Origin of the sequence: Peteryoungia algae (genome assembly GCF_030369675.1) — a bacterium.
Classification (GTDB): Bacteria; Pseudomonadota; Alphaproteobacteria; order Rhizobiales; family Rhizobiaceae; genus Allorhizobium; species Allorhizobium algae.
Window position 1 is genome coordinate 3100365 of sequence record NZ_CP128477.1, and the last position, 18205, is coordinate 3118569.

Below are 18205 nucleotides of genomic sequence, written 5' to 3' on the forward strand. Positions count from 1 at the left end.
CCCTGCGACCTGAAGGCGGGAGACTGATGGCATTTCAGACCCTTCCCCAGGGTGATGAGAAGGGCGACCGGCCCTGGTGGCTGGTCGCCTTCCTGATTCTGGCGCTTTCCCTGGCTGCTGTCATTTTTGTCAGCGACATCTATTCACAGGTGTTCAACACGGTGTCCAAGGGCCTCTGGGTGACAATCTTTGTCACACTGGTCGGTTTCGCCCTGGCAACGGCGCTGGGCCTGCTGATTGCGCTTCTCGGCATGTCCGATAGCGTTATCCTGCGCCAGATCGCCCGCTTCTATGTGGAAGTGGTCCGCGGCATCCCGATCCTGGTTCTCCTGTTCTACATCGCCTTCGTGGGCGCCCCGGCCTTCGTCGCGCTATATAATATTCTCACAACCCCGCTCATATCGGCTGGCCTCACCGACCCCATGGTCGTGCGCGATGTATCGCTGATGTGGCGCGCCATCATAGCACTGACGATCGGCTATTCCGCTTTCATTGCGGAAATCTTCCGTGCCGGCATACAGTCGATCGACAAGGGGCAGATCGAGGCGGCCAAGGCGCTGGGCCTCAGCAGGAGCCAACGCTTCCGGCTCGTGGTCTTCCCGCAGGCGATCCGCGTAATCTTTCCGCCACTCTCGAACGATTTCGTCGCCATGGTGAAGGACTCCTCGCTGGTCTCCGTGCTCGGCGTCGCCGACATCACCCAGATGGGCAAGGTCTATGCCTCGGGGTCTTTCCGCTTTTTCGAGACCTACTCGATCGTGGCCTATGTCTATCTGGTTCTGACCATAGGATTGTCGATTCTCTTGCGAGGCTTCGAGAAACGGATGCGCACGCGCACCCGTAGCTGACACGAGTTCAATACTGTTCCGGCACATACATCTCCAGCGGCACAGGCTGGCGGATATAGTCATCGTTTCGCACACGCGCCGGCAGCTGGACCGCCTCTTTCGGCACATGTTCATAGGGCACCTGTGACAGGAGATGGGCGATCATGTTGAGCCGCGCCTTCTTCTTGTCGACCGCCTGGACCACCCACCAGGGTGCCTCGGGAATATGCGTGCGTTCCAGCATTTCTTCCTTGGCACGGGTGTAGTCTTCCCAGTGGACCCGGCTCTCCAGATCCATCGGCGAGAGCTTCCACTGCTTCAGAGGATCGTTGATGCGCATGCGGAAACGAAACTCCTGTTCCTCGTCCGTGATCGAGAACCAGTATTTGACCAGGACGATGCCGGAACGCACCAGCATGCGCTCGAATTCCGGTACTGAGCGGAAGAATTCCTCCAGCTCGTCGGGTCCGCAAAAACCCATGACCCGCTCGACACCGGCCCGATTGTACCAGGAACGATCGAACAGGACCATTTCGCCCGCTGTGGGCAGGTGCTGGACATAGCGCTGGAAGTACCATTGGCTGCGCTCCCGCTCGGTGGGCGCCGGGAGAGCCACGACCCGGCAGACACGCGGGTTGAGTCTCTGCGTAACGCGCTTGATCGCACCGCCCTTGCCTGCGGAGTCTCGTCCTTCGAACAGCACGACCATTTTCAGCTTCTTGTATTGAACCCAGTCCTGCAGACGGACCAGCTCATGCTGGAGACGAAACAGTTCGCGGAAATAGATCTTCCGGTCGATCATGGGTTCCGACATGCCGTCGGCGACGAGCTGGTCGAGCCGATCCTCGTCCAGCTGCTGCTCCAGCTCCTCGTCGAAACTGTCGAGAAGCTCGGTCTTGATGCGGTGGATCTCTTCGTTCATGGCGCCGGCTCCGAGGGGTGCGATACGGACGAAGATCAATCATGCTTGCGCGAAAGCTTCATGACAGCCGCGTGTCACAAGGCTCTCGAACCAATTGCCGACAATTGGGAAAACTGGTATGACGCCGCCCATGGGATCGAAATTCGGATGCCTCGCGAACCAGTTCATCGTGCTGCAGGACCACAAGCGTCTGCCGGCACGGTTCTTCGCGCGCGTTCAAGGGGCACTCGCGAGCCTTCGCGGCTGAGCGCCTCGCGCCGCCGGAGCGGCGCCGATGCATCCTGAACACTCCAAAATCCTTTCCTCAGTCTGGACGGAACATAGCCATGAGCGCACCTCGCACCCTTTACGACAAGATCTGGGACGACCACGTTGTCGATCGCCAGGAAGATGGTACCTGTCTTCTCTATATCGACCGTCACCTCGTTCACGAAGTGACGTCGCCGCAGGCCTTCGAAGGCTTGCGCATGGCAGGCCGCAAGGTCCGCGCCCCACAGAAGACCTTGGCCGTGGTCGACCACAATGTGCCGACCTCGCCGGACAGGCACCTCGGCATCAAGAACGAGGAAAGCCGCATTCAGGTCGAGGCGCTCGCCACCAATGCAGCCGAGTTTGGTGTTGAATATTACTCGGCCTCCGACAAGCGCCAGGGCATTGTCCACATCGTCGGTCCGGAACAGGGCTTCACTCTGCCGGGCATGACCATCGTCTGCGGTGACAGCCACACCTCGACGCATGGTGCATTCGGGGCATTGGCGCACGGCATCGGCACGTCCGAGGTCGAGCATGTGCTCGCGACCCAGACGCTGATCCAGAAGAAGGCAAAGAACATGCTGGTGCGCGTCGACGGGAAGTTGCCCGAAGGCGTGACCGCAAAGGACATCATCCTCGCGATCATCGGCGAGATCGGCACTGCTGGCGGCACTGGCCACGTTATCGAATTCGCCGGCGAAGCCATTGAGGCCCTGTCGATGGAAGGCCGCATGACCGTCTGCAACATGACGATCGAAGGCGGCGCCCGCGCCGGCCTGATCGCCCCGGACGAGAAGACCTTCGAATACATCAAGGACAAGCCCCGCGCGCCGAAGGGTGAAGCCCTCGAGCAAGCCCTCGCCTATTGGAAGACGCTGAAGTCCGACGAAGGCGCGCATTTCGACCGCGTTGTCGTGCTCGATGCCGCCAAGTTGCCGCCGATCGTCTCCTGGGGTTCCTCGCCGGAGGACGTGATCTCGGTCCAGGGCGTGGTCCCGAACCCGGATGAAATCCAGGATGAGAACAAGCGCACCTCCAAGTGGCGCGCCCTGGACTACATGGGCCTGAAGCCGGGCACCAAGATCACCGATATCGCGGTAGATCGCGTCTTCATTGGCTCCTGCACCAATGGCCGTATCGAAGACCTGCGCGAAGTGGCCAAGGTCGTCGAAGGCAGGACCGTCGCCTCGACCGTATCGGCCATGATCGTACCGGGCTCCGGTCTCGTCAAGGAACAGGCGGAAGCCGAAGGTCTCGACAAGATCTTCAAGGAAGCTGGCTTCGACTGGCGCGAGCCGGGTTGCTCCATGTGCCTCGCCATGAACGACGACCGCCTGAAGCCGGGCGAGCGCTGCGCTTCGACCTCGAACCGCAATTTCGAGGGCCGCCAGGGCTTCAAGGGCCGCACGCATCTCGTCTCGCCGGCCATGGCCGCCGCCGCCGCAATCGCTGGCCATTTCGTCGATATCCGCGACTGGCGGTAAGAGCCGTTCCAAGGCTTGATGTGAGACCCGCCGCCCGCTTCAAAGCGGGCGGTTTCTTTTTGTCTGGCCGTTGCAATGGCGTTCGAAGGCGTTATCGTCGCGGCGTCATAAAACTGTCACATGTCGCCCGCGGGTTTCCCATGAACATCTCCGAATTCGAGTTTCCCGCCCGCAGGCCGCGGCCGTGAGCACTGTTGCCGTCGTCCTGGCGCTCATCGCGGCAATTCTTCATGCAAGCTGGAACGCTTTTCTTCGAACCGGCGCGGATCGCCTGTGGTCGATTACGGTGATGAGCCTCGCGGGAAGCATCATCTGCCTGCCCATCCTCTTCATCCTGCCCATGCCGGGATCGGCCGCTTGGCCCTATATCCTGCTCTCGGCGTGTCTGCAGGTAGGCTATAGCCTGTTCCTGGTGGCAGCTTATCGCCAAGGTGAGCTCGGGCAGGTCTATCCGATCGTCAGGGGCACTGTTCCGCTTCTGGTAACCCTCGGCGGCTTCCTCTTCTTCAGCGAGGTGCTGGGCCCCTGGCAGACGCTGGGCGTCGTTCTGATCGCCACCGGCATCATGAGCCTGTCGCTCGGCAGGACCCGTGCCGCCACCTCCTCCATTCTCTTCGCGCTGACAACGGGCTTGATCATCGCCTGTTATTCGACGGTCGACTCGCGTGGGGTCAAACTCGTCGAACAACCCGTTGCCTACGCGATATGGGTGCTTTTCCTCTTTGGCATCATGATCACGATTGCCTTCACTGTGACACGGAAGGGCTTGGTGATCGACTTGAGGTCTCCGCTCACCTGGAAGGCTGCCGCCGGCGGAGTGGTCGCCATGCTGGCCTATGGGCTGGTGGTAGTGGCCTACGCCTATGCTCCTGCAGGGCTTGTCACCGCGGTGCGCGAGACGAGCGTCGTCTTCGCCGTGCTGATCGGAGCATTCCTCCTGGGCGAGCCGCTGACGGTTCGAAGGCTGCTCGCCTGCCTGATCGTGGCCGGCGGCGCAATCAGCGTCAGCCTCTGATCGCCGGACCAACCGGCTGGATCGAGGCTCCACCAACGAAAAAAGGCTCCGAAACCGGAGCCTTTCATCGATGTCTTTAGCGACTGCTTATTCGGCAGAAGCTTCTGCAGCGGCAGCGGCTTCAGCGGCGGCAGCCTTTTCAGCGGCTTCAGCTGCAGCCTTTTCGGCGGCCAGTGCCTGTGCTGCTGCGACCTTCTCGGCTTCCAGACGTGCCTTTTCCTCGGCAACGGCGGCGCGCTCGGCGTCGTTCAGCTTGCGAGCGCGGGTGCCGGTGTTCTCGACGATACGAGCCGACTTGCCGCGACGATCGCGCAGGTAGTAGAGCTTGGCGCGACGGACCTTACCGCGGCGAACGATTTCGACGCCTTCGACGAGCGGCGAGTAGATCGGGAATACGCGCTCGACGCCTTCGCCGTAGGAGATCTTGCGGACGGTGAAGCTCTCGTTGATGCCGGCGCCCGAACGAGCGATGCAAACGCCTTCATAGGCCTGCACGCGGGTACGGTTGCCTTCCTTGACGGTCACGTTCACGCGGACCGTGTCGCCGGGCGAAAATTCCGGGAGCTTGCGCTTGGCTTCGATCTTGGCGGCCTGTTCGGCTTCCAGCTGCTGAATGATGTTCATGTCTAACCTCGGTTTCTTCTGAAACAGCCAGAGCGCTCAACAAGGATCCCTAGGTCCATGCCGCAGGATATTGACCCTGATGGGTCGGAGCGATTGCGCAGTTCTTTGTTTTGGCAGACGGGCGTAACGCCCATTTCCGAGGGGGCCATTACACCAAGATGGCTGGCTTGTCACCCCATGAGTGACAAAATTTGCGCCTGATGAGGCCCCTGGACGCCTTGCTGCGTCGGATATCTGCACTTAAGACTTCGCCTCGATCTATCAGGAGGAGCATCGGATGACCGTCGCCATGATTGTACTGCTCTTCGCATCCGGCTTTCTCTCGGGAGCGGTGAACGCGATCGCCGGCGGCGGCACCTTCTTGACCTTCGGGGCCCTGACGCTTGCTGGCCTGCCCCCGATCAGTGCCAATGCAACCTCCTCCGTCACCCAGTTCCCGGGCTATGTCACCTCAACGCTCGCCTATCGCAAGGAATTGAGCGAGATGAAGCGCAGCGCGATCGTGCTTGGCCTTGTCTCGGCGGTGGGTGCCATCGGCGGCTCTCTCTTCCTCATCTCGCTGTCCAATCCGGCCTTTCGCTCCATGGTGCCCTGGCTGCTGCTCGGTGCCACCGCCATATTCGCCGCCGGCCCCAAACTGCGACCGAAGACAAAGGGCGAGAGCCATCCGGCAAGCCCGCTCGGGCTCGCCTTGCAGGGAATTACATCCTTCTACGGTGGCTTCTTCGGCGCCGGCATGGGCATCATGATGCTCGCATCTCTGGGCCTGGCGAGCGGCGGCGATTATCATCGACTGAACGCGTTGAAGAATTTTCTGTCGATCGTGATCGCTGCCGTCGCGATCGTCGTTTTCGCCAGCGCCGGCGCGCTCTCCTGGCTTCATGCGGCGATCATGATTCCGGCCGTGGCCGCCGGTGGTTATGCGGGTGTCGCCATGGCCAGGAAAGTGCCGCAAAATCTGCTGCGCTGGCTGGTGGTTGCCGCCGGGCTCGGGCTCGCCGCCTATTACTTCTTCACTGGCTGAGCCGGCAACAGATCGGGGCGTCGCTCGCAGGTCAGGGCGACAGCCTGATCATGCCGCCATTTCTCGATCACGGCATGATTGCCGGAGGTGAGGACCTCAGGAATTTCCCGGCCCTCGAAAATCTGCGGGCGGGTATATTGCGGATGTTCGAGCAGCCCGCCTTCGAAGCTTTCATGCACGCCGGAGAGCTGGTTGCCCATAACCCCCGGCAAGATCCGCACCACGGCATCCAGCAGCGTCAGTGCTGCCGGCTCGCCGCCGGACAAGATATAGTCACCGATGGAAACCTCTTCGAGCTGGCGCGCATCAATCACCCGCTGATCGACACCTTCGAAGCGACCGCAAACGATGACCACGCCTTCGCCTGCGGCCAGCGCACGGACCCGGTCCTGGGTCAGCGGTCGGCCACGCGGGCTCATCAACAGCCGCGGCCTTCCATCGTCGGCTATGGAATCAATGGCCCGGGCGAGCACATCGGGACGGAGCACCATTCCTGCCCCGCCGCCAGACGGCGTATCGTCGACGCTGCGATGCTTGTCCTCGGCGAAATCCCGGATCTGCACCGCCTCGATCTGCCAGTCGCCCCGTTCAAGTGCGCGCCCCGCCAGCGCCAGGCCAAGATGGCCCGGAAACATGTCCGGGTAAAGCGTCAGAATGGAGGCCTTGAAGGGCATGGCCACTCAACGTCCGTTGTTGGGACGCGGCTTGCCGCCGGCATTGCCATAAGGCTTTTCTTCGCCGTCATCCTTGAGTCCGGCTGCAATCGGGTCAACGAGCAGCCGTCCGCCCTCGAGATCGATTTCCAGGACGGCCGCTTCGGAAAACGGAATGAGCACGGGCCTCTTGCCAGGCCCTTTCAGCTCCAGGAGGTCGCCAGCACCAAAATCATAGACAGCCGTCACGGCGCCGTAATGATTGTTCTCGGCGTCATAGACTTCGAGCCCCTCGAGATCCGTATAATAGAACTCGTCGTCCTCCAGATCATCGTCCGGCAGGGCATCGCGATCAACGAAAAGCTCTGTCCCGTTCAGGGCCTCTGCAGCGTTGCGATCATTGACCCCACGGAAGCGCACGATGGCGACGGTTTTGCCATCGCGGATTTCGAGGATCTCGAATTTGCGCCCGTCGGCCGCATGGAGGAAACCATAGTCACCAAGGCCCAGCGGATCCTCGGTGAATGTCTTGACCCGCACTTCCCCCCGGAGCCCCTGGGCGGCGCCGATCACGGCCATCAGTATCGGGTTTTCAAGCTTGCTCATGGGGCGGAACGGTCCTGCAGATGCATCGGTTCGACATTCCTTTTAGGCGGAAGCGACCGGAAAGAAAACGCAAAACGGGCGGTGGGATGACCCACCGCCCGCCGGTATCGACTGGATGCGGATTATTCTGCGGAACCTTCGGCAGCAGCAGCGGCTGCGTCAGCGGCCTTCTGAGCCCGCTCGGCAGTGCGTTCCTGGGCCTTCTTGCCCGGCTTTGCCTTGTCCGGGTTGCTGCGAACAGCGCGCTCGGCAATACCGGCTTCCGCCATGAAGCGCAGGACGCGGTCGGTCGGCTGGGCGCCCTTGGCAACCCATGCCTTGATCGCATCGACGTTCAGCTCGACGCGCTTTTCATTGTCCTTGCCGAGCATCGGGTTCCAGGAACCGACGCGGTCGAGGAAACGGCCGTCGCGCGGTGCGCGGGCGTCGGCGACAACGATCTGGTAGTACGGGCGCTTCTTGGAACCACCGCGGGCGAGACGAATCTTGAGGGACATGTGATTAACTCCTTGGGTTTTCGATCCAGGCTGCCGGGGCATGCCTGATTTTCTTGTTGAGGCCGCCGTCAGACGGTCTTTTCGGTTGCACCGCCATGTTCGGCGGCAATGGCTTCATGATGCCGGATGACTTCCTTGATGATGAAGTTCAAGAACTTCTCGGCGAAATCCGGATCCAGATTGGCATCCTGTGCCAGGCGGCGCAGGCGTTCGATCTGGTATTCTTCACGCGCCGGGTCTGCCGGCGGCAAATCGTGGGTGGCCTTCAGCACGCCGACGGCCTTGGTGCAGCGGAACCGCTCAGCCAGCATGTGCACCAGCGCGGCATCGATATTGTCGATCGACTGGCGGTAATCAGAGAGCTGTTCCTTGACGGACCGATCGATCATGGGCGCGCTCCTCACTTCTTCTTCGGCAGGCCGGGAAGGCCGGGAAAGCCGCCGCCACCGAGGCCAGGAAGCTTCGGTCCGCCAAGGCCCGGCAGACCACCGGCGCCGAGACCCGGCAAGCCACCCGGCTTCATGCCGGCGGCTTCCGCCTGCTTGGCAAGCGCCTCGAGCTGCTTCGGATCCATGCTCGACAGGTCAGGCATGCCCATGCCGCCGCCCAGCCCCATCTTGGAAGCGAGACCGCCCATCATCTGCTTCATCATGCCGCCGCCCTTCTTGCCGCCCATGGCTTTCATCATGTCAGCCATCTGGCGATGCATCTTGAGCAACTTGTTGATATCGGAGGCATCGGTGCCGGAACCCGCTGCGATGCGCTTCTTGCGAGAGTGCTTCAGCACGTCGGGATTGGCACGCTCGGCCTTGGTCATCGATGAGATGATGGCGAGCTGGCGCTTGAAGACCTTGTCGTCGAGGCCGGCCGCAGAAATCTTGTCCTTCATGCCGGCCATGCCGGGCATCATGCCCATGATGCCACCCATGCCGCCCATGGCCTGCATCTGCTTGATCTGTTCGGCCAGGTCATTGAGGTCGAACTTGCCCTTGGCCATCTTCTCGGCCATGGCGCGGGCTTTGTCCGCATCGATGTTCTCAGCGGCCTTTTCAACCAGCGAAACGATGTCACCCATGCCGAGGATGCGGTCGGCAATGCGGCGCGGATGGAACTCTTCGAGTTCCGACATCTTTTCGCCGACACCGATCAGCTTGATCGGCTTGCCGGTGACGGCCCGCATCGAAAGGGCTGCACCACCACGCCCGTCGCCGTCCATGCGGGTCAGAACAAGGCCGGTGATGCCCACGCGTTCGTCGAAATTGCGCGCGAGATTGACCGCGTCCTGTCCGGTCAGAGAGTCGGCGACGAGAAGGATTTCATGGGGCTTGGAGCGGGCCTTGATCTCGGCCATCTCCATCATCAGCGGCTCGTCGATATGCGTGCGGCCGGCGGTGTCGAGAATGACGATGTCATGGCCACCGAGCTTGGCGGCCTGAACGGCGCGGCTGGCAATATCCGTCGGCGACTGGCCGGCGATAACTGGCAGTGTATCAATACCGGTCTGCGCACCGAGCTGGCGAAGCTGTTCCTGGGCGGCTGGCCGACGCGTGTCGAGCGAGGCCATCAGGACCTTCTTCTTGTCGCGATCCGTCAGGCGCTTGGCAATCTTGCCCGTGGTGGTCGTCTTGCCCGAACCCTGCAGACCGACCATCATGATGACGACGGGAGCAGCCGCATTGAGGTCGATTGAAACACCTTCGGTGCCGAGCATGTCGACAAGCTCGTCATGGACGATCTTGACGACCATCTGGCCGGGCTTGATCGACTTCAAGACGGTCGCGCCGACGGCCTTTTCACGCACCTTTTCCGTGAATGATCGGACCACTTCGAGGGCAACGTCGGCCTCGAGAAGGGCACGACGAACCTCGCGCAGAGCAGCCGAGACATCCGCCTCGGACAATGCGCCACGGCCGGTCAGTCCATTCAGAATGGATCCAAGACGGTCCTGGAGGTTTTCAAACATCGGCTCTTCCTTGCATAGTTCGGGGGAACCCAAACCTCGGTCTTCTCCACGCGGAAAACAAGACGCAAAGCCAAAAACCACCCGAGGGCGCAACGCGCTGTCGGGTGTTGACCTCCGGGATCTCTTTATACCTTTTCGGGTCCCGGTCGGCGGCTCAGAGTTCTCGTCTCTTCGCAGATTGCGGCGGATAAACAGGAAAACCACCACGAAGTCAAGCCAAGTAGCGATTTCCCGGGGCTTTGCCTCCCTTCGGCGATCTGCAGCCTGCATCTTGTCGTGGAATTGACGAAACCACATATGAGTGAGCCATGAACAGACGCAACTTTCTCAAATGGTCGGGCTTCGGGCTCGTCGCCGCCACATTAGGAGGCCTCGGCATGCGTGAGGCGCAGGCGGGCAACCGCTATTACAGCGGCCCGGTCTCGGATCATTTCGACGGCAAGATCTTCTTCAATCCGGGTGGAGAGGAACCGCGCGGGTTTACAGATCTGCTGCGCTGGCAATTCGGCGGAGGCAAGATCGAATGGCCCAAGCCCGTAATGGCTGCCGACTTCGTCACGACGAAGCCGGAGCAGCGCGTGGATGGCGAACGGCTCGTGGTGACCATGGTCGGCCATGCGACGCTGCTGATCCAGACGGCAGGCCTCAACATCCTGACGGACCCCGTCTGGTCGGAGCGCGCTAGCCCCGTCTCCTTCGCCGGGCCGAGACGCGCCAATCCGCCGGGCGTCGCCTTCGACGATCTGCCGACCATCGATATTGTCATCGTAACGCACAATCACTACGACCATCTGGACATCGCGACGCTGAAGCGCCTCGTCGAACGCGACAAGCCAAGGATCGTGACCCCGCTCGGCAACGACCGGATTATCCGCGACGACATTGCTCAGATCGATGCCAGCGTGACGGACTGGGGCGACCGGTTGGATATGGGCAATGGCATAACCATCCATTGCGAGCCATGCCACCACTGGTCGGCCCGTGGTATGGGCGACCGGCGCATGGCGCTATGGGCCGCCTTCGTCATCGAAACGTCAGGCGGCAAGATCTACCACATTGGCGATACTGGCTATGCCGACGGCAAGCATTATCGCGACCTCCGCGAGAAGCATGGCGACATCCGGCTGGCCATCATGCCGATCGGCGCTTACGAGCCACGCTGGTTCATGAAGGCGCAGCACCAGAATCCGCAGGAAGCAATTGCAGGCTTCGGCTCGAGCGGCGCCACCTTCGGCATCGGACATCATTTCGGCACCTTCCAGCTGACTAACGAGGGAATAGACGACCCGCCAAAGGCACTTGCGGCCGCCATGACGGCCGCCGGGATTGGCACGGACCGTTTCAGGGGTTTACGTCCGGGCCAGCAGTTCGAGGTTCCGCGCGCCAGCGCCTGAGCGTCGCATCCCACGTTGACACGGGACGCACTTTTGACCACACTTCTCGCATTCACCAGGGGTGTCCCGACAAGGGGCTGAGATATCGCTACGCCGAAATGGCAGCGCGGTGACCCGTTGAACCTGATCCAGTTCATACTGGCGTAGGGACGGTGCAAGCGCTGCTAAACGACGATTCGGCACTCCGAATCCCGTGGCGTCTTTCCATCATTCCGGCTGACATGACTGGGTCTCCAACCTGAACACTTGGAGCTCCACGATGAACATTGCCCCGCATTTAGACAGACCCGACGTCACCACCGGGCCGCTTCCCGCCTCAACAAAGATCTTTCTGCCCGGAGAGATGCATCCGGACATCCGGGTGCCCATGCGCCAGATCGCGCTGCACCCGACATCGGGCGAGCCACCTGTTACCGTTTACGATTCCTCAGGCCCCTACACCATTCCGCAGGCAGCCATCACCATAGACCAGGGTTTGCCCCGCCACAGGACGGCCTGGGCTGAGGTGCGCGGCGATGTCGAACGCTATGAAGGCCGGGCGCTGAAGCCGGAAGACAACGGCTTCGTCTCGGCCGAGAAGATGACCCCGGTGTTTCCCGTGAATCATCCCCCGTTCCGCGCACGGGACGGCAAGGCCGTGACCCAACTCGCCTACGCCCGGGCGGGCATCATCACACCTGAGATGGAATTTGTGGCGATCCGCGAAAACCTCGGCCGCAAGGCCGTAAAGGAAGCGCTTGTGCGCGATGGCGAGAGCTTCGGCGCCGCGATCCCCGATCACGTGACCCCGGAATTCGTCCGCCAGGAAATTGCCTCGGGCCGGGCGATCATTCCCGCCAACATCAACCATCCCGAACTCGAGCCAATGATCATTGGCCGGAACTTCCTGGTGAAGATCAACGCCAATATCGGCAATTCCGCCGTCACCTCTTCGATGGCCGAGGAAGTCGAGAAGATGGTCTGGGCGATCCGCTGGGGTGCCGACACGGTCATGGATCTCTCGACCGGACGCAACATTCACAACATCCGCGACTGGATCATCCGCAATTCGCCCGTGCCGATCGGCACCGTGCCGCTCTACCAGGCGCTGGAAAAGGTCGGCGGCATCGCGGAGGATCTGACCTGGGAGGTCTATCGCGACACGCTGATCGAGCAGGCCGAACAGGGCGTCGACTATTTCACCATCCATGCCGGGGTGCGGCTGCATTACATCCCGCTGACCGTCAACCGCGTCACCGGCATCGTCTCGCGCGGTGGTTCGATCATGGCCAAGTGGTGCCTGCATCACCACAAGGAGAGCTTCCTCTACGAGCATTTCGAGGAAATCTGCGACATCTGCCGCGCTTACGATGTCTCCTTCTCGCTGGGCGATGGGTTGAGGCCCGGCTCGATTGCCGATGCCAATGATGCAGCCCAGTTTGCCGAGCTCGAAACGTTGGGTGAACTGACGCAGATCGCTTGGGCAAAAGACTGCCAGGTGATGATCGAGGGACCCGGCCATGTGCCCATGCACAAGATCAAGGAGAACATGGACAAGCAGCTGAAGACCTGCGGCGAGGCCCCCTTCTATACGCTCGGACCACTCACCACGGACATTGCGCCCGGTTACGATCACATCACCTCGGGGATCGGGGCGGCGATGATCGGGTGGTTCGGCACGGCCATGCTCTGCTACGTCACGCCGAAGGAGCATCTCGGTCTGCCCGACCGCGACGACGTGAAGACCGGCGTCATCACCTACAAGATCGCCGCCCACGCCGCCGATCTCGCCAAGGGGCACCCCGCCGCGCAGTTGCGCGACGATGCCCTGTCACGCGCCCGCTTTGAATTCCGCTGGGAAGACCAGTTCAACCTGTCGCTCGACCCGGAGACGGCACGCTCCATGCATGACGAGACCCTCCCGAAGGAGGCGCACAAGGTCGCGCATTTCTGCTCGATGTGCGGCCCCAAATTCTGCTCCATGCGGATCTCGCATGACATCCGCGCCGAGGCCCAGAAGGAGGGCCTGACCGCCATGGCAGAAAAATACCGTTCCGGCGGCGATCTCTACATGACGGCGGACGAGATGGCAGCGCTGGAGACGGGGGAACCGTCATGACCGTTCTGGTGAAAGGCGCCGGCGTCGCGGGGCTAGCGACGGCGCTGGCACTGGCGCGCAGGGGTGTCTCCGTCGAGGTCGTGGAACGCCGGGCCGATATCGGGCTTGGCGCCTCCCATTGGGCGGGTGGCATGCTCGCCCCCTATTGCGAGCGGGAGGCGGCAGAGGAGATCGTGCTCACTCTCGGCCTCTACGCCGCCGACTGGTGGGACGAAGCCGTCCCCGGTCTCGCACAGCGACGCGGCACGCTTGTTCTCGCCAATGCCCGCGATCATGCTGACCTCAAGCGCTTTGCGAGCCGTACACGGGGGCATCTCTGGGTGGGCGAGAAGGAGATTGCAGAACTTGAGCCCGCTCTGGCAGGTCGCTTCGGCACCGGCCTCTTCTTCGCCGAGGAGGCCCATCTCGATCCGCGCAAGGCATTGCGGGGTCTCTACGATGCGGCACGGGGGGCGGGGGCCTCCTTCCGCTTCGGGGAAGAGGCAGGTGATGCAGGAGACTACGCGACGGTCATCGACTGCCGCGGACCACAGGCGATCGGCGAGATCGAAGGATTGCGCGGCGTGCGCGGCGAGATGCTCTATCTGGAGACGGCCGATATCACCCTCTCCCGTCCCGTACGCCTTCTACATCCCCGCCACCCTCTCTACATCGTGCCGCGCGGCAACGGGCGCTTCATGCTGGGCGCGACCATGATCGAGACGGAGGATGACGGGCCGATCACCGCGCGTTCGATGATGGAGCTTCTGAACACCGCCTATGCCCTTCACCCGGCCTTCGCCGAGGCGCGGATCATCGAAACCGGCACCGGCATCCGCCCGGCTTTCCCGGACAATGTGCCCCGCCTCATCGAAACCTCCGAAGGCATGGCAGTCGCCGGCATGCACCGCCACGGCTTTCTGCTCGCGCCGGCACTGGCGCGTCAGGCGGCAGACAGGCTCACGACCATCGAAGCGCCCGAGAGGAGGTCAGCATGAAGCTCACCGTCAACGGAGAAACCCAGGAGCTCGATGCAGGCAACCTCGCCGATCTGCTCGCAAAGCTCGACTACGAAGGCGAGTGGCTCGCAACCGCCGTCAATGGCGAACTGGTTCACCGCGAGGAGAGAGCCGCCCATTTCTTGAAGGAAGGCGACCGGATCGAGGTCCTCTCGCCTATGCAGGGTGGCTGACATGGCACTCGAACTCTATGGCAAGACCGTTTCCTCGCGTCTTCTGCTGGGTACGGCCCGCTACCCCTCCCCTGCGATCCTGGCGGAGGCCGTGCGGCGGTCAAAGACCGAAATCGTCACGGTGTCACTCCGCCGGGAAACTGCGGGCGGCAAGGCGGGCGGCGCCTTTTTCCAGCTGATCCGCGATCTCGGCGTTCATGTCCTGCCCAACACAGCCGGTTGCCACAGCACCCGGGAAGCAGTGCTGACGGCCCAGATGGCGCGGGAGGTCTTTGGCACAAACTGGATCAAGCTCGAGGTCATTGGCAATCACGACACATTGCAGCCGAATGTTTTCGAACTGGTCGAAGCGGCAAAAATCCTGAACGCCGACGGCTTCGAGGTTTTCCCCTACACCACCGACGATCTGGTGGTCGGCCAGAGACTTCTTGCTGCCGGTTGCCGGGTCCTGATGCCCTGGTGCGCCCCGATCGGCAGCGCCATGGGCCCGCAAAACCTGCCCGCGCTGAAGTCCATGCGCGCGGAATTTCCAGACGTGCCCCTGATCGTCGATGCCGGCATCGGCCGTCCCTCCCATGCCACTGTTGTCATGGAGCTCGGCTATGACGCCGTCCTGCTCAACACCGCCGTCGCCAGTGCTGGCGATCCGGCCGCAATGGCAGAGGCGTTTGCGCGCGCAATCGAGGCGGGGCATATGGCCCGTGAGGCTGGCATGCTCGAACCCCGCGACATGGCGGTTCCCTCTACACCTGTAATCGGAAAGGGCGTCTTCGCATGAAGCTCGATCCCTTTTACCTGATCGTCGACAGCGCCGACTGGATCGAGCGGCTCGTGCCGCTGGGCGTCAGGCTGGTGCAACTGCGCATGAAGGATGTCGATGAAGCCACCCTTCGCCAGCACATTCGCCGCGCCCGGCAATGCTGCGCCGATCACGGCTGCCAGTTGATTTTCAACGACTTCTGGCAGATCGCCATTGATGAGGCCTGCGACTTCGTCCATCTCGGCCAGGAGGATCTGATGTCGGCAGATCTCCGCGCGATCAGGGGCGCGGGTCTGAGGCTAGGCCTCTCAACCCATGACGAGGGAGAACTGAATGCGGCCCGTGACGTCGAGCCCGATTACATCGCTCTCGGCCCGGTCTATCCGACGATCCTGAAGAAGATGGCCTGGGCACCGCAGGGACTTGAACGCCTCACATCCTGGAAAGGACAGATCGCCCCCCTGCCCCTGGTTGCGATCGGCGGACTTCGTCCCGACCGGCTCCAGGGGGTTTTCGAAGCCGGAGCAGACAGCGCAGCCGTCGTAACGGACATAACTCTGCATGCGAACCCCGAACAGCGAACCCGCGAATGGCTAAGGACGACTGAGCAATGGCGTTGACTATAGAAGGCGGGTTTGAGCCGCTCCACTGGTAATTCGGCTTCATTTCCGCCATATAGGCTGAAAATACACCTGTATGGAGTGACGATGTCGGATCGGGTCGAATTCGCTGTTATGAACGGGCTTGGCAACAAGATCCTGGTCGTCGACATGCGCGGCCGGACCGATCGGGTGACCCCGACTGCTGCAGTCGCGCTTGCTGCAGATTCATCGACGGCCTTCGACCAGATCATGGCGATCCACGATCCGAAGGTCGACGGAACCGACGCCTATATCGACATCCTGAACTGCGACGGCTCGAAGGCCCAGGCCTGCGGCAACGGCACCCGTTGCGTTGTGCAGGCACTCGCCAGCGAGACCGGCCGCAAAAGCTTCACCTTCCAGACCATCGCGGGCATTCTGAACGCAGTCGAGCATCAGGACGGGACGATCTCCGTCGACATGGGCAAGCCCGTCTTTGCCTGGGACAAGATCCCGCTCTCGGAAGAATTTCACGACACCAGCCGCATCGAGCTGCAAATCGGCCCGATCGACGCGCCGATCCTGCATTCGCCCTCGGCCATGTCGATGGGCAATCCGCATGCCGTCTTCTGGGTCGACCGCGATCCGATGACCTATGACCTGGAACGCTTTGGACCGCTTCTCGAAAACCATCCGATCTTCCCGGAAAAGGCCAATATCACGCTTGCCCAGGTTACCTCGAAGACAACGATGGTGACGCGCACCTGGGAGCGCGGCGCCGGCCTGACGCTCGCCTGCGGCTCAGCCGCCTGCGCCGCTGGCGTATCCGCCGCCCGCACCGGCCGCACCGACCGCAAGGTGACGATCACGGTCGCGTCCAGCCCGGGCCGCGGTACGCTCACCATCGACTGGCGTGCAGACGACAAGGTCGTCATGACCGGTCCCGCTGAATGGGAGTGGTCGGGCATGGTTGATCCGGCCACCGGTAGCTGGCAGCGAGATGCAAGCGCCGACGCAGAGGCTGCCACCCCGTGACTCCTGAGCAAAAGGGTTCTGTCGAGGTCATCACCTTCGGCTGTCGCCTGAACACCTATGAGTCCGAAGTCATGAAGGCGGAGGCGGCCAAAGCTGGCCTCGACAATGCCATCCTCGTCAACACCTGTGCCGTGACGTCGGAAGCCGTGCGTCAGGCGCGTCAGGCGATCCGTCGGGCGCGGCGCGAGAACCCGGGAACAAAGATCATCGTCACCGGCTGCGCGGCTCAGACGGAAGCGCAGAACTTCGCGGCTATGCCCGAGGTCGACGCTGTCCTCGGCAATGAGGAAAAGCTCCAGGCCGAATATTACCGCCGCCTGCCGGATTTCGGTATCTCCGCGGAAGAGAAGATTGCCGTCAACGACATCATGAGCGTGACCGAGACCGCACCGCAGATGGTCGCCCATATCGACGGCCATGTACGCGGCTTCCTGCAAGTGCAGAACGGCTGCGACCATCGCTGCACCTTCTGCATCATCCCCTTTGGCCGAGGGAATTCGCGGTCCGTACCGATGGGCGCCGTCGTCGAGCAGGCGCGCAAGCTGATTGAGAACGGGTATCGCGAAGTCGTGCTGACCGGGGTGGACGCCACCAGCTACGGAGCGGACTTGCCGGGTATGCCGACGCTTGGCCTTCTCGCCAAGACGCTGCTCAAACAGGTGCCCGAGATCCTGCGCCTGCGCCTCTCTTCGATCGACAGCATAGAGGCAGACGGCCATCTGTTTGATCTGATTGCCGATGAGCCCCGCTTCATGCCGCATCTGCATCTATCGCTGCAGCATGGCGACGACATGATCCTGAAACGCATGAAGCGCCGGCATTCCCGCACGGATGCAGTCGCTTTTGCCGAGCAGGTCCGGCGCCTGCGCCCGGGCTTCGCCTTCGGCGCTGACATGATCGCTGGATTCCCGACCGAAACGGCGGAGATGGCCGATAACTCCGCCCGCCTCGCCGAGGAAATCGGTATTGCCCATCTGCATGTCTTCCCTTACAGCCCGCGCCCGGGCACACCGGCAGCCCGCATGCCGCAACTCGACCGGGCACTGGTCAAGACGCGCGCTGCCGAACTGCGCAGCGTCGCCAACCGACTGCAGGCCATGCATCTCGCCTCGCGCGTCGGCACCCGTCAGAAGCTGCTGGTCGAGCGCAACGAAATGGCGCATACGGAAGACTTCACCCTCGTTGCGACGCCCGGCCTGAAACCCGGCAGCTTCGTCGAGGTTTCGATCGGCGGCCACACGGGCCGCCATCTGACGATTTCAGCGGCAGCGGCAATCGCCGCAGCCTGACAGACGGATA

20 protein-coding genes and 1 riboswitch are annotated in these 18205 nt (G+C 62.2%); of the genes, 13 read left to right on the forward strand and 7 right to left on the reverse strand.

What is annotated here, in order from left to right; genetic code table 11:
- The first annotated feature begins 26 nt into the window (after positions 1 to 26).
- Positions 27 to 848, forward strand: coding sequence for an amino acid ABC transporter permease (locus tag QTL56_RS14725; RefSeq protein WP_245137277.1), 822 nt, complete (start codon positions 27 to 29; stop codon positions 846 to 848).
- A 7-nt stretch (positions 849 to 855) separates the two neighbouring features.
- Here the strand turns inward: QTL56_RS14725 and ppk2 are convergent, their stop codons facing one another.
- Complete coding sequence (gene ppk2, locus QTL56_RS14730) at positions 856 to 1749, reverse strand: polyphosphate kinase 2 (RefSeq protein WP_229575263.1); 894 nt, start codon at positions 1747 to 1749, stop codon at positions 856 to 858.
- Positions 1750 to 1867: 118 nt separating this feature from the next.
- Here ppk2 and QTL56_RS14735 point away from each other — a divergent pair, with 118 nt between their 5' ends.
- The 3 genes from QTL56_RS14735 (at position 1868) to QTL56_RS14745 (ending at position 4500) form a co-directional block, all read left to right on the forward strand.
- Entirely contained in the window at positions 1868 to 1996 is a 129-nt protein-coding gene (locus QTL56_RS14735; RefSeq protein WP_006724282.1) for a hypothetical protein, read from the forward strand.
- Between the two features lie 79 nt (positions 1997 to 2075).
- Entirely contained in the window at positions 2076 to 3485 is a 1410-nt protein-coding gene (leuC, locus tag QTL56_RS14740; RefSeq protein WP_245137276.1) for a 3-isopropylmalate dehydratase large subunit, read from the forward strand.
- A 184-nt stretch (positions 3486 to 3669) separates the two neighbouring features.
- Complete coding sequence (locus QTL56_RS14745) at positions 3670 to 4500, forward strand: EamA family transporter (protein WP_229575265.1); 831 nt, start codon at positions 3670 to 3672, stop codon at positions 4498 to 4500.
- Positions 4501 to 4587: 87 nt separating this feature from the next.
- Here QTL56_RS14745 and rplS read toward each other — a convergent pair whose 3' ends face one another.
- Positions 4588 to 5124 (reverse strand): 50S ribosomal protein L19, encoded by a 537-nt coding sequence (gene rplS / locus QTL56_RS14750; protein WP_229575266.1) that lies wholly within the window; start codon positions 5122 to 5124, stop codon positions 4588 to 4590.
- Positions 5125 to 5401: 277 nt separating this feature from the next.
- On the opposite strand from rplS, the gene QTL56_RS14755 reads away from it, so the two are divergent.
- The gene (locus QTL56_RS14755; protein ID WP_229575267.1) at positions 5402 to 6148 is read left to right on the forward strand and encodes a sulfite exporter TauE/SafE family protein; all 747 of its coding nucleotides are present in this window, start codon (positions 5402 to 5404) and stop codon (positions 6146 to 6148) included.
- On the opposite strand, the gene trmD is transcribed toward QTL56_RS14755, so the two are convergent.
- From trmD to ffh, 5 genes are all read right to left on the reverse strand, one after another.
- Positions 6130 to 6822, reverse strand: a complete 693-nt coding sequence (gene trmD, locus QTL56_RS14760; protein WP_245137484.1) for a tRNA (guanosine(37)-N1)-methyltransferase TrmD — start codon at positions 6820 to 6822, stop codon at positions 6130 to 6132. The two genes, QTL56_RS14755 and trmD, sit on opposite strands and share 19 nt — an antisense overlap.
- A 6-nt stretch (positions 6823 to 6828) precedes the next feature.
- Positions 6829 to 7407, reverse strand: a complete 579-nt coding sequence (gene rimM, locus QTL56_RS14765) for a ribosome maturation factor RimM (RefSeq protein WP_245137275.1) — start codon at positions 7405 to 7407, stop codon at positions 6829 to 6831.
- A 122-nt stretch (positions 7408 to 7529) separates the two neighbouring features.
- The gene (gene rpsP / locus QTL56_RS14770; protein ID WP_229575270.1) at positions 7530 to 7904 is read right to left on the reverse strand and encodes a 30S ribosomal protein S16; all 375 of its coding nucleotides are present in this window, start codon (positions 7902 to 7904) and stop codon (positions 7530 to 7532) included.
- 68 nt (positions 7905 to 7972) lie between these two features.
- Positions 7973 to 8293, reverse strand: coding sequence for a chorismate mutase (locus QTL56_RS14775; RefSeq protein ID WP_245137274.1), 321 nt, complete (start codon positions 8291 to 8293; stop codon positions 7973 to 7975).
- Positions 8294 to 8304: 11 nt separating this feature from the next.
- Positions 8305 to 9867, reverse strand: a complete 1563-nt coding sequence (gene ffh, locus QTL56_RS14780; RefSeq protein ID WP_245137273.1) for a signal recognition particle protein — start codon at positions 9865 to 9867, stop codon at positions 8305 to 8307.
- Between the two features lie 308 nt (positions 9868 to 10175).
- On the opposite strand from ffh, the gene QTL56_RS14785 reads away from it, so the two are divergent.
- The 8 genes from QTL56_RS14785 to mtaB all read left to right on the forward strand — a co-directional run bounded on the left by QTL56_RS14785 (position 10176) and on the right by mtaB (position 18195).
- Positions 10176 to 11261: an MBL fold metallo-hydrolase gene (locus QTL56_RS14785; RefSeq protein WP_245137272.1), complete on the forward strand. Its 1086-nt coding sequence runs from the start codon at positions 10176 to 10178 to the stop codon at positions 11259 to 11261.
- 47 nt (positions 11262 to 11308) lie between these two features.
- Positions 11309 to 11429: riboswitch (TPP riboswitch) on the forward strand.
- A 91-nt stretch (positions 11430 to 11520) separates the two neighbouring features.
- A complete protein-coding gene (gene thiC / locus QTL56_RS14790; RefSeq protein ID WP_245137271.1) occupies positions 11521 to 13359 on the forward strand; it encodes a phosphomethylpyrimidine synthase ThiC in 1839 nt (612 codons plus the stop codon).
- Entirely contained in the window at positions 13356 to 14336 is a 981-nt protein-coding gene (thiO, locus tag QTL56_RS14795; protein WP_245137270.1) for a glycine oxidase ThiO, read from the forward strand. The genes thiC and thiO overlap by 4 nt, the downstream gene beginning before the upstream one ends.
- Positions 14333 to 14530 carry a sulfur carrier protein ThiS gene (gene thiS, locus QTL56_RS14800; RefSeq protein ID WP_245137269.1) on the forward strand — a complete coding sequence of 66 codons (198 nt, stop codon included), beginning with the start codon at positions 14333 to 14335 and terminating at the stop codon, positions 14528 to 14530. The genes thiO and thiS overlap by 4 nt, the downstream gene beginning before the upstream one ends.
- A gap of 1 nt (position 14531) precedes the next feature.
- Positions 14532 to 15308 (forward strand): thiazole synthase, encoded by a 777-nt coding sequence (locus QTL56_RS14805; RefSeq protein ID WP_245137268.1) that lies wholly within the window; start codon positions 14532 to 14534, stop codon positions 15306 to 15308.
- A complete protein-coding gene (locus QTL56_RS14810) occupies positions 15305 to 15910 on the forward strand; it encodes a thiamine phosphate synthase (RefSeq protein ID WP_245137267.1) in 606 nt (201 codons plus the stop codon). Before QTL56_RS14805 ends, QTL56_RS14810 begins: the two co-directional genes overlap by 4 nt.
- Before the next feature lie 87 nt (positions 15911 to 15997).
- On the forward strand, positions 15998 to 16906 hold the full coding sequence (dapF, locus tag QTL56_RS14815) for a diaminopimelate epimerase (protein WP_245137266.1): 909 nt from the start codon (positions 15998 to 16000) through the stop codon (positions 16904 to 16906).
- 71 nt (positions 16907 to 16977) lie between these two features.
- The gene (gene mtaB, locus QTL56_RS14820) at positions 16978 to 18195 is read left to right on the forward strand and encodes a tRNA (N(6)-L-threonylcarbamoyladenosine(37)-C(2))-methylthiotransferase MtaB (protein WP_245137483.1); all 1218 of its coding nucleotides are present in this window, start codon (positions 16978 to 16980) and stop codon (positions 18193 to 18195) included.
- Positions 18196 to 18205 lie beyond the last annotated feature (10 nt).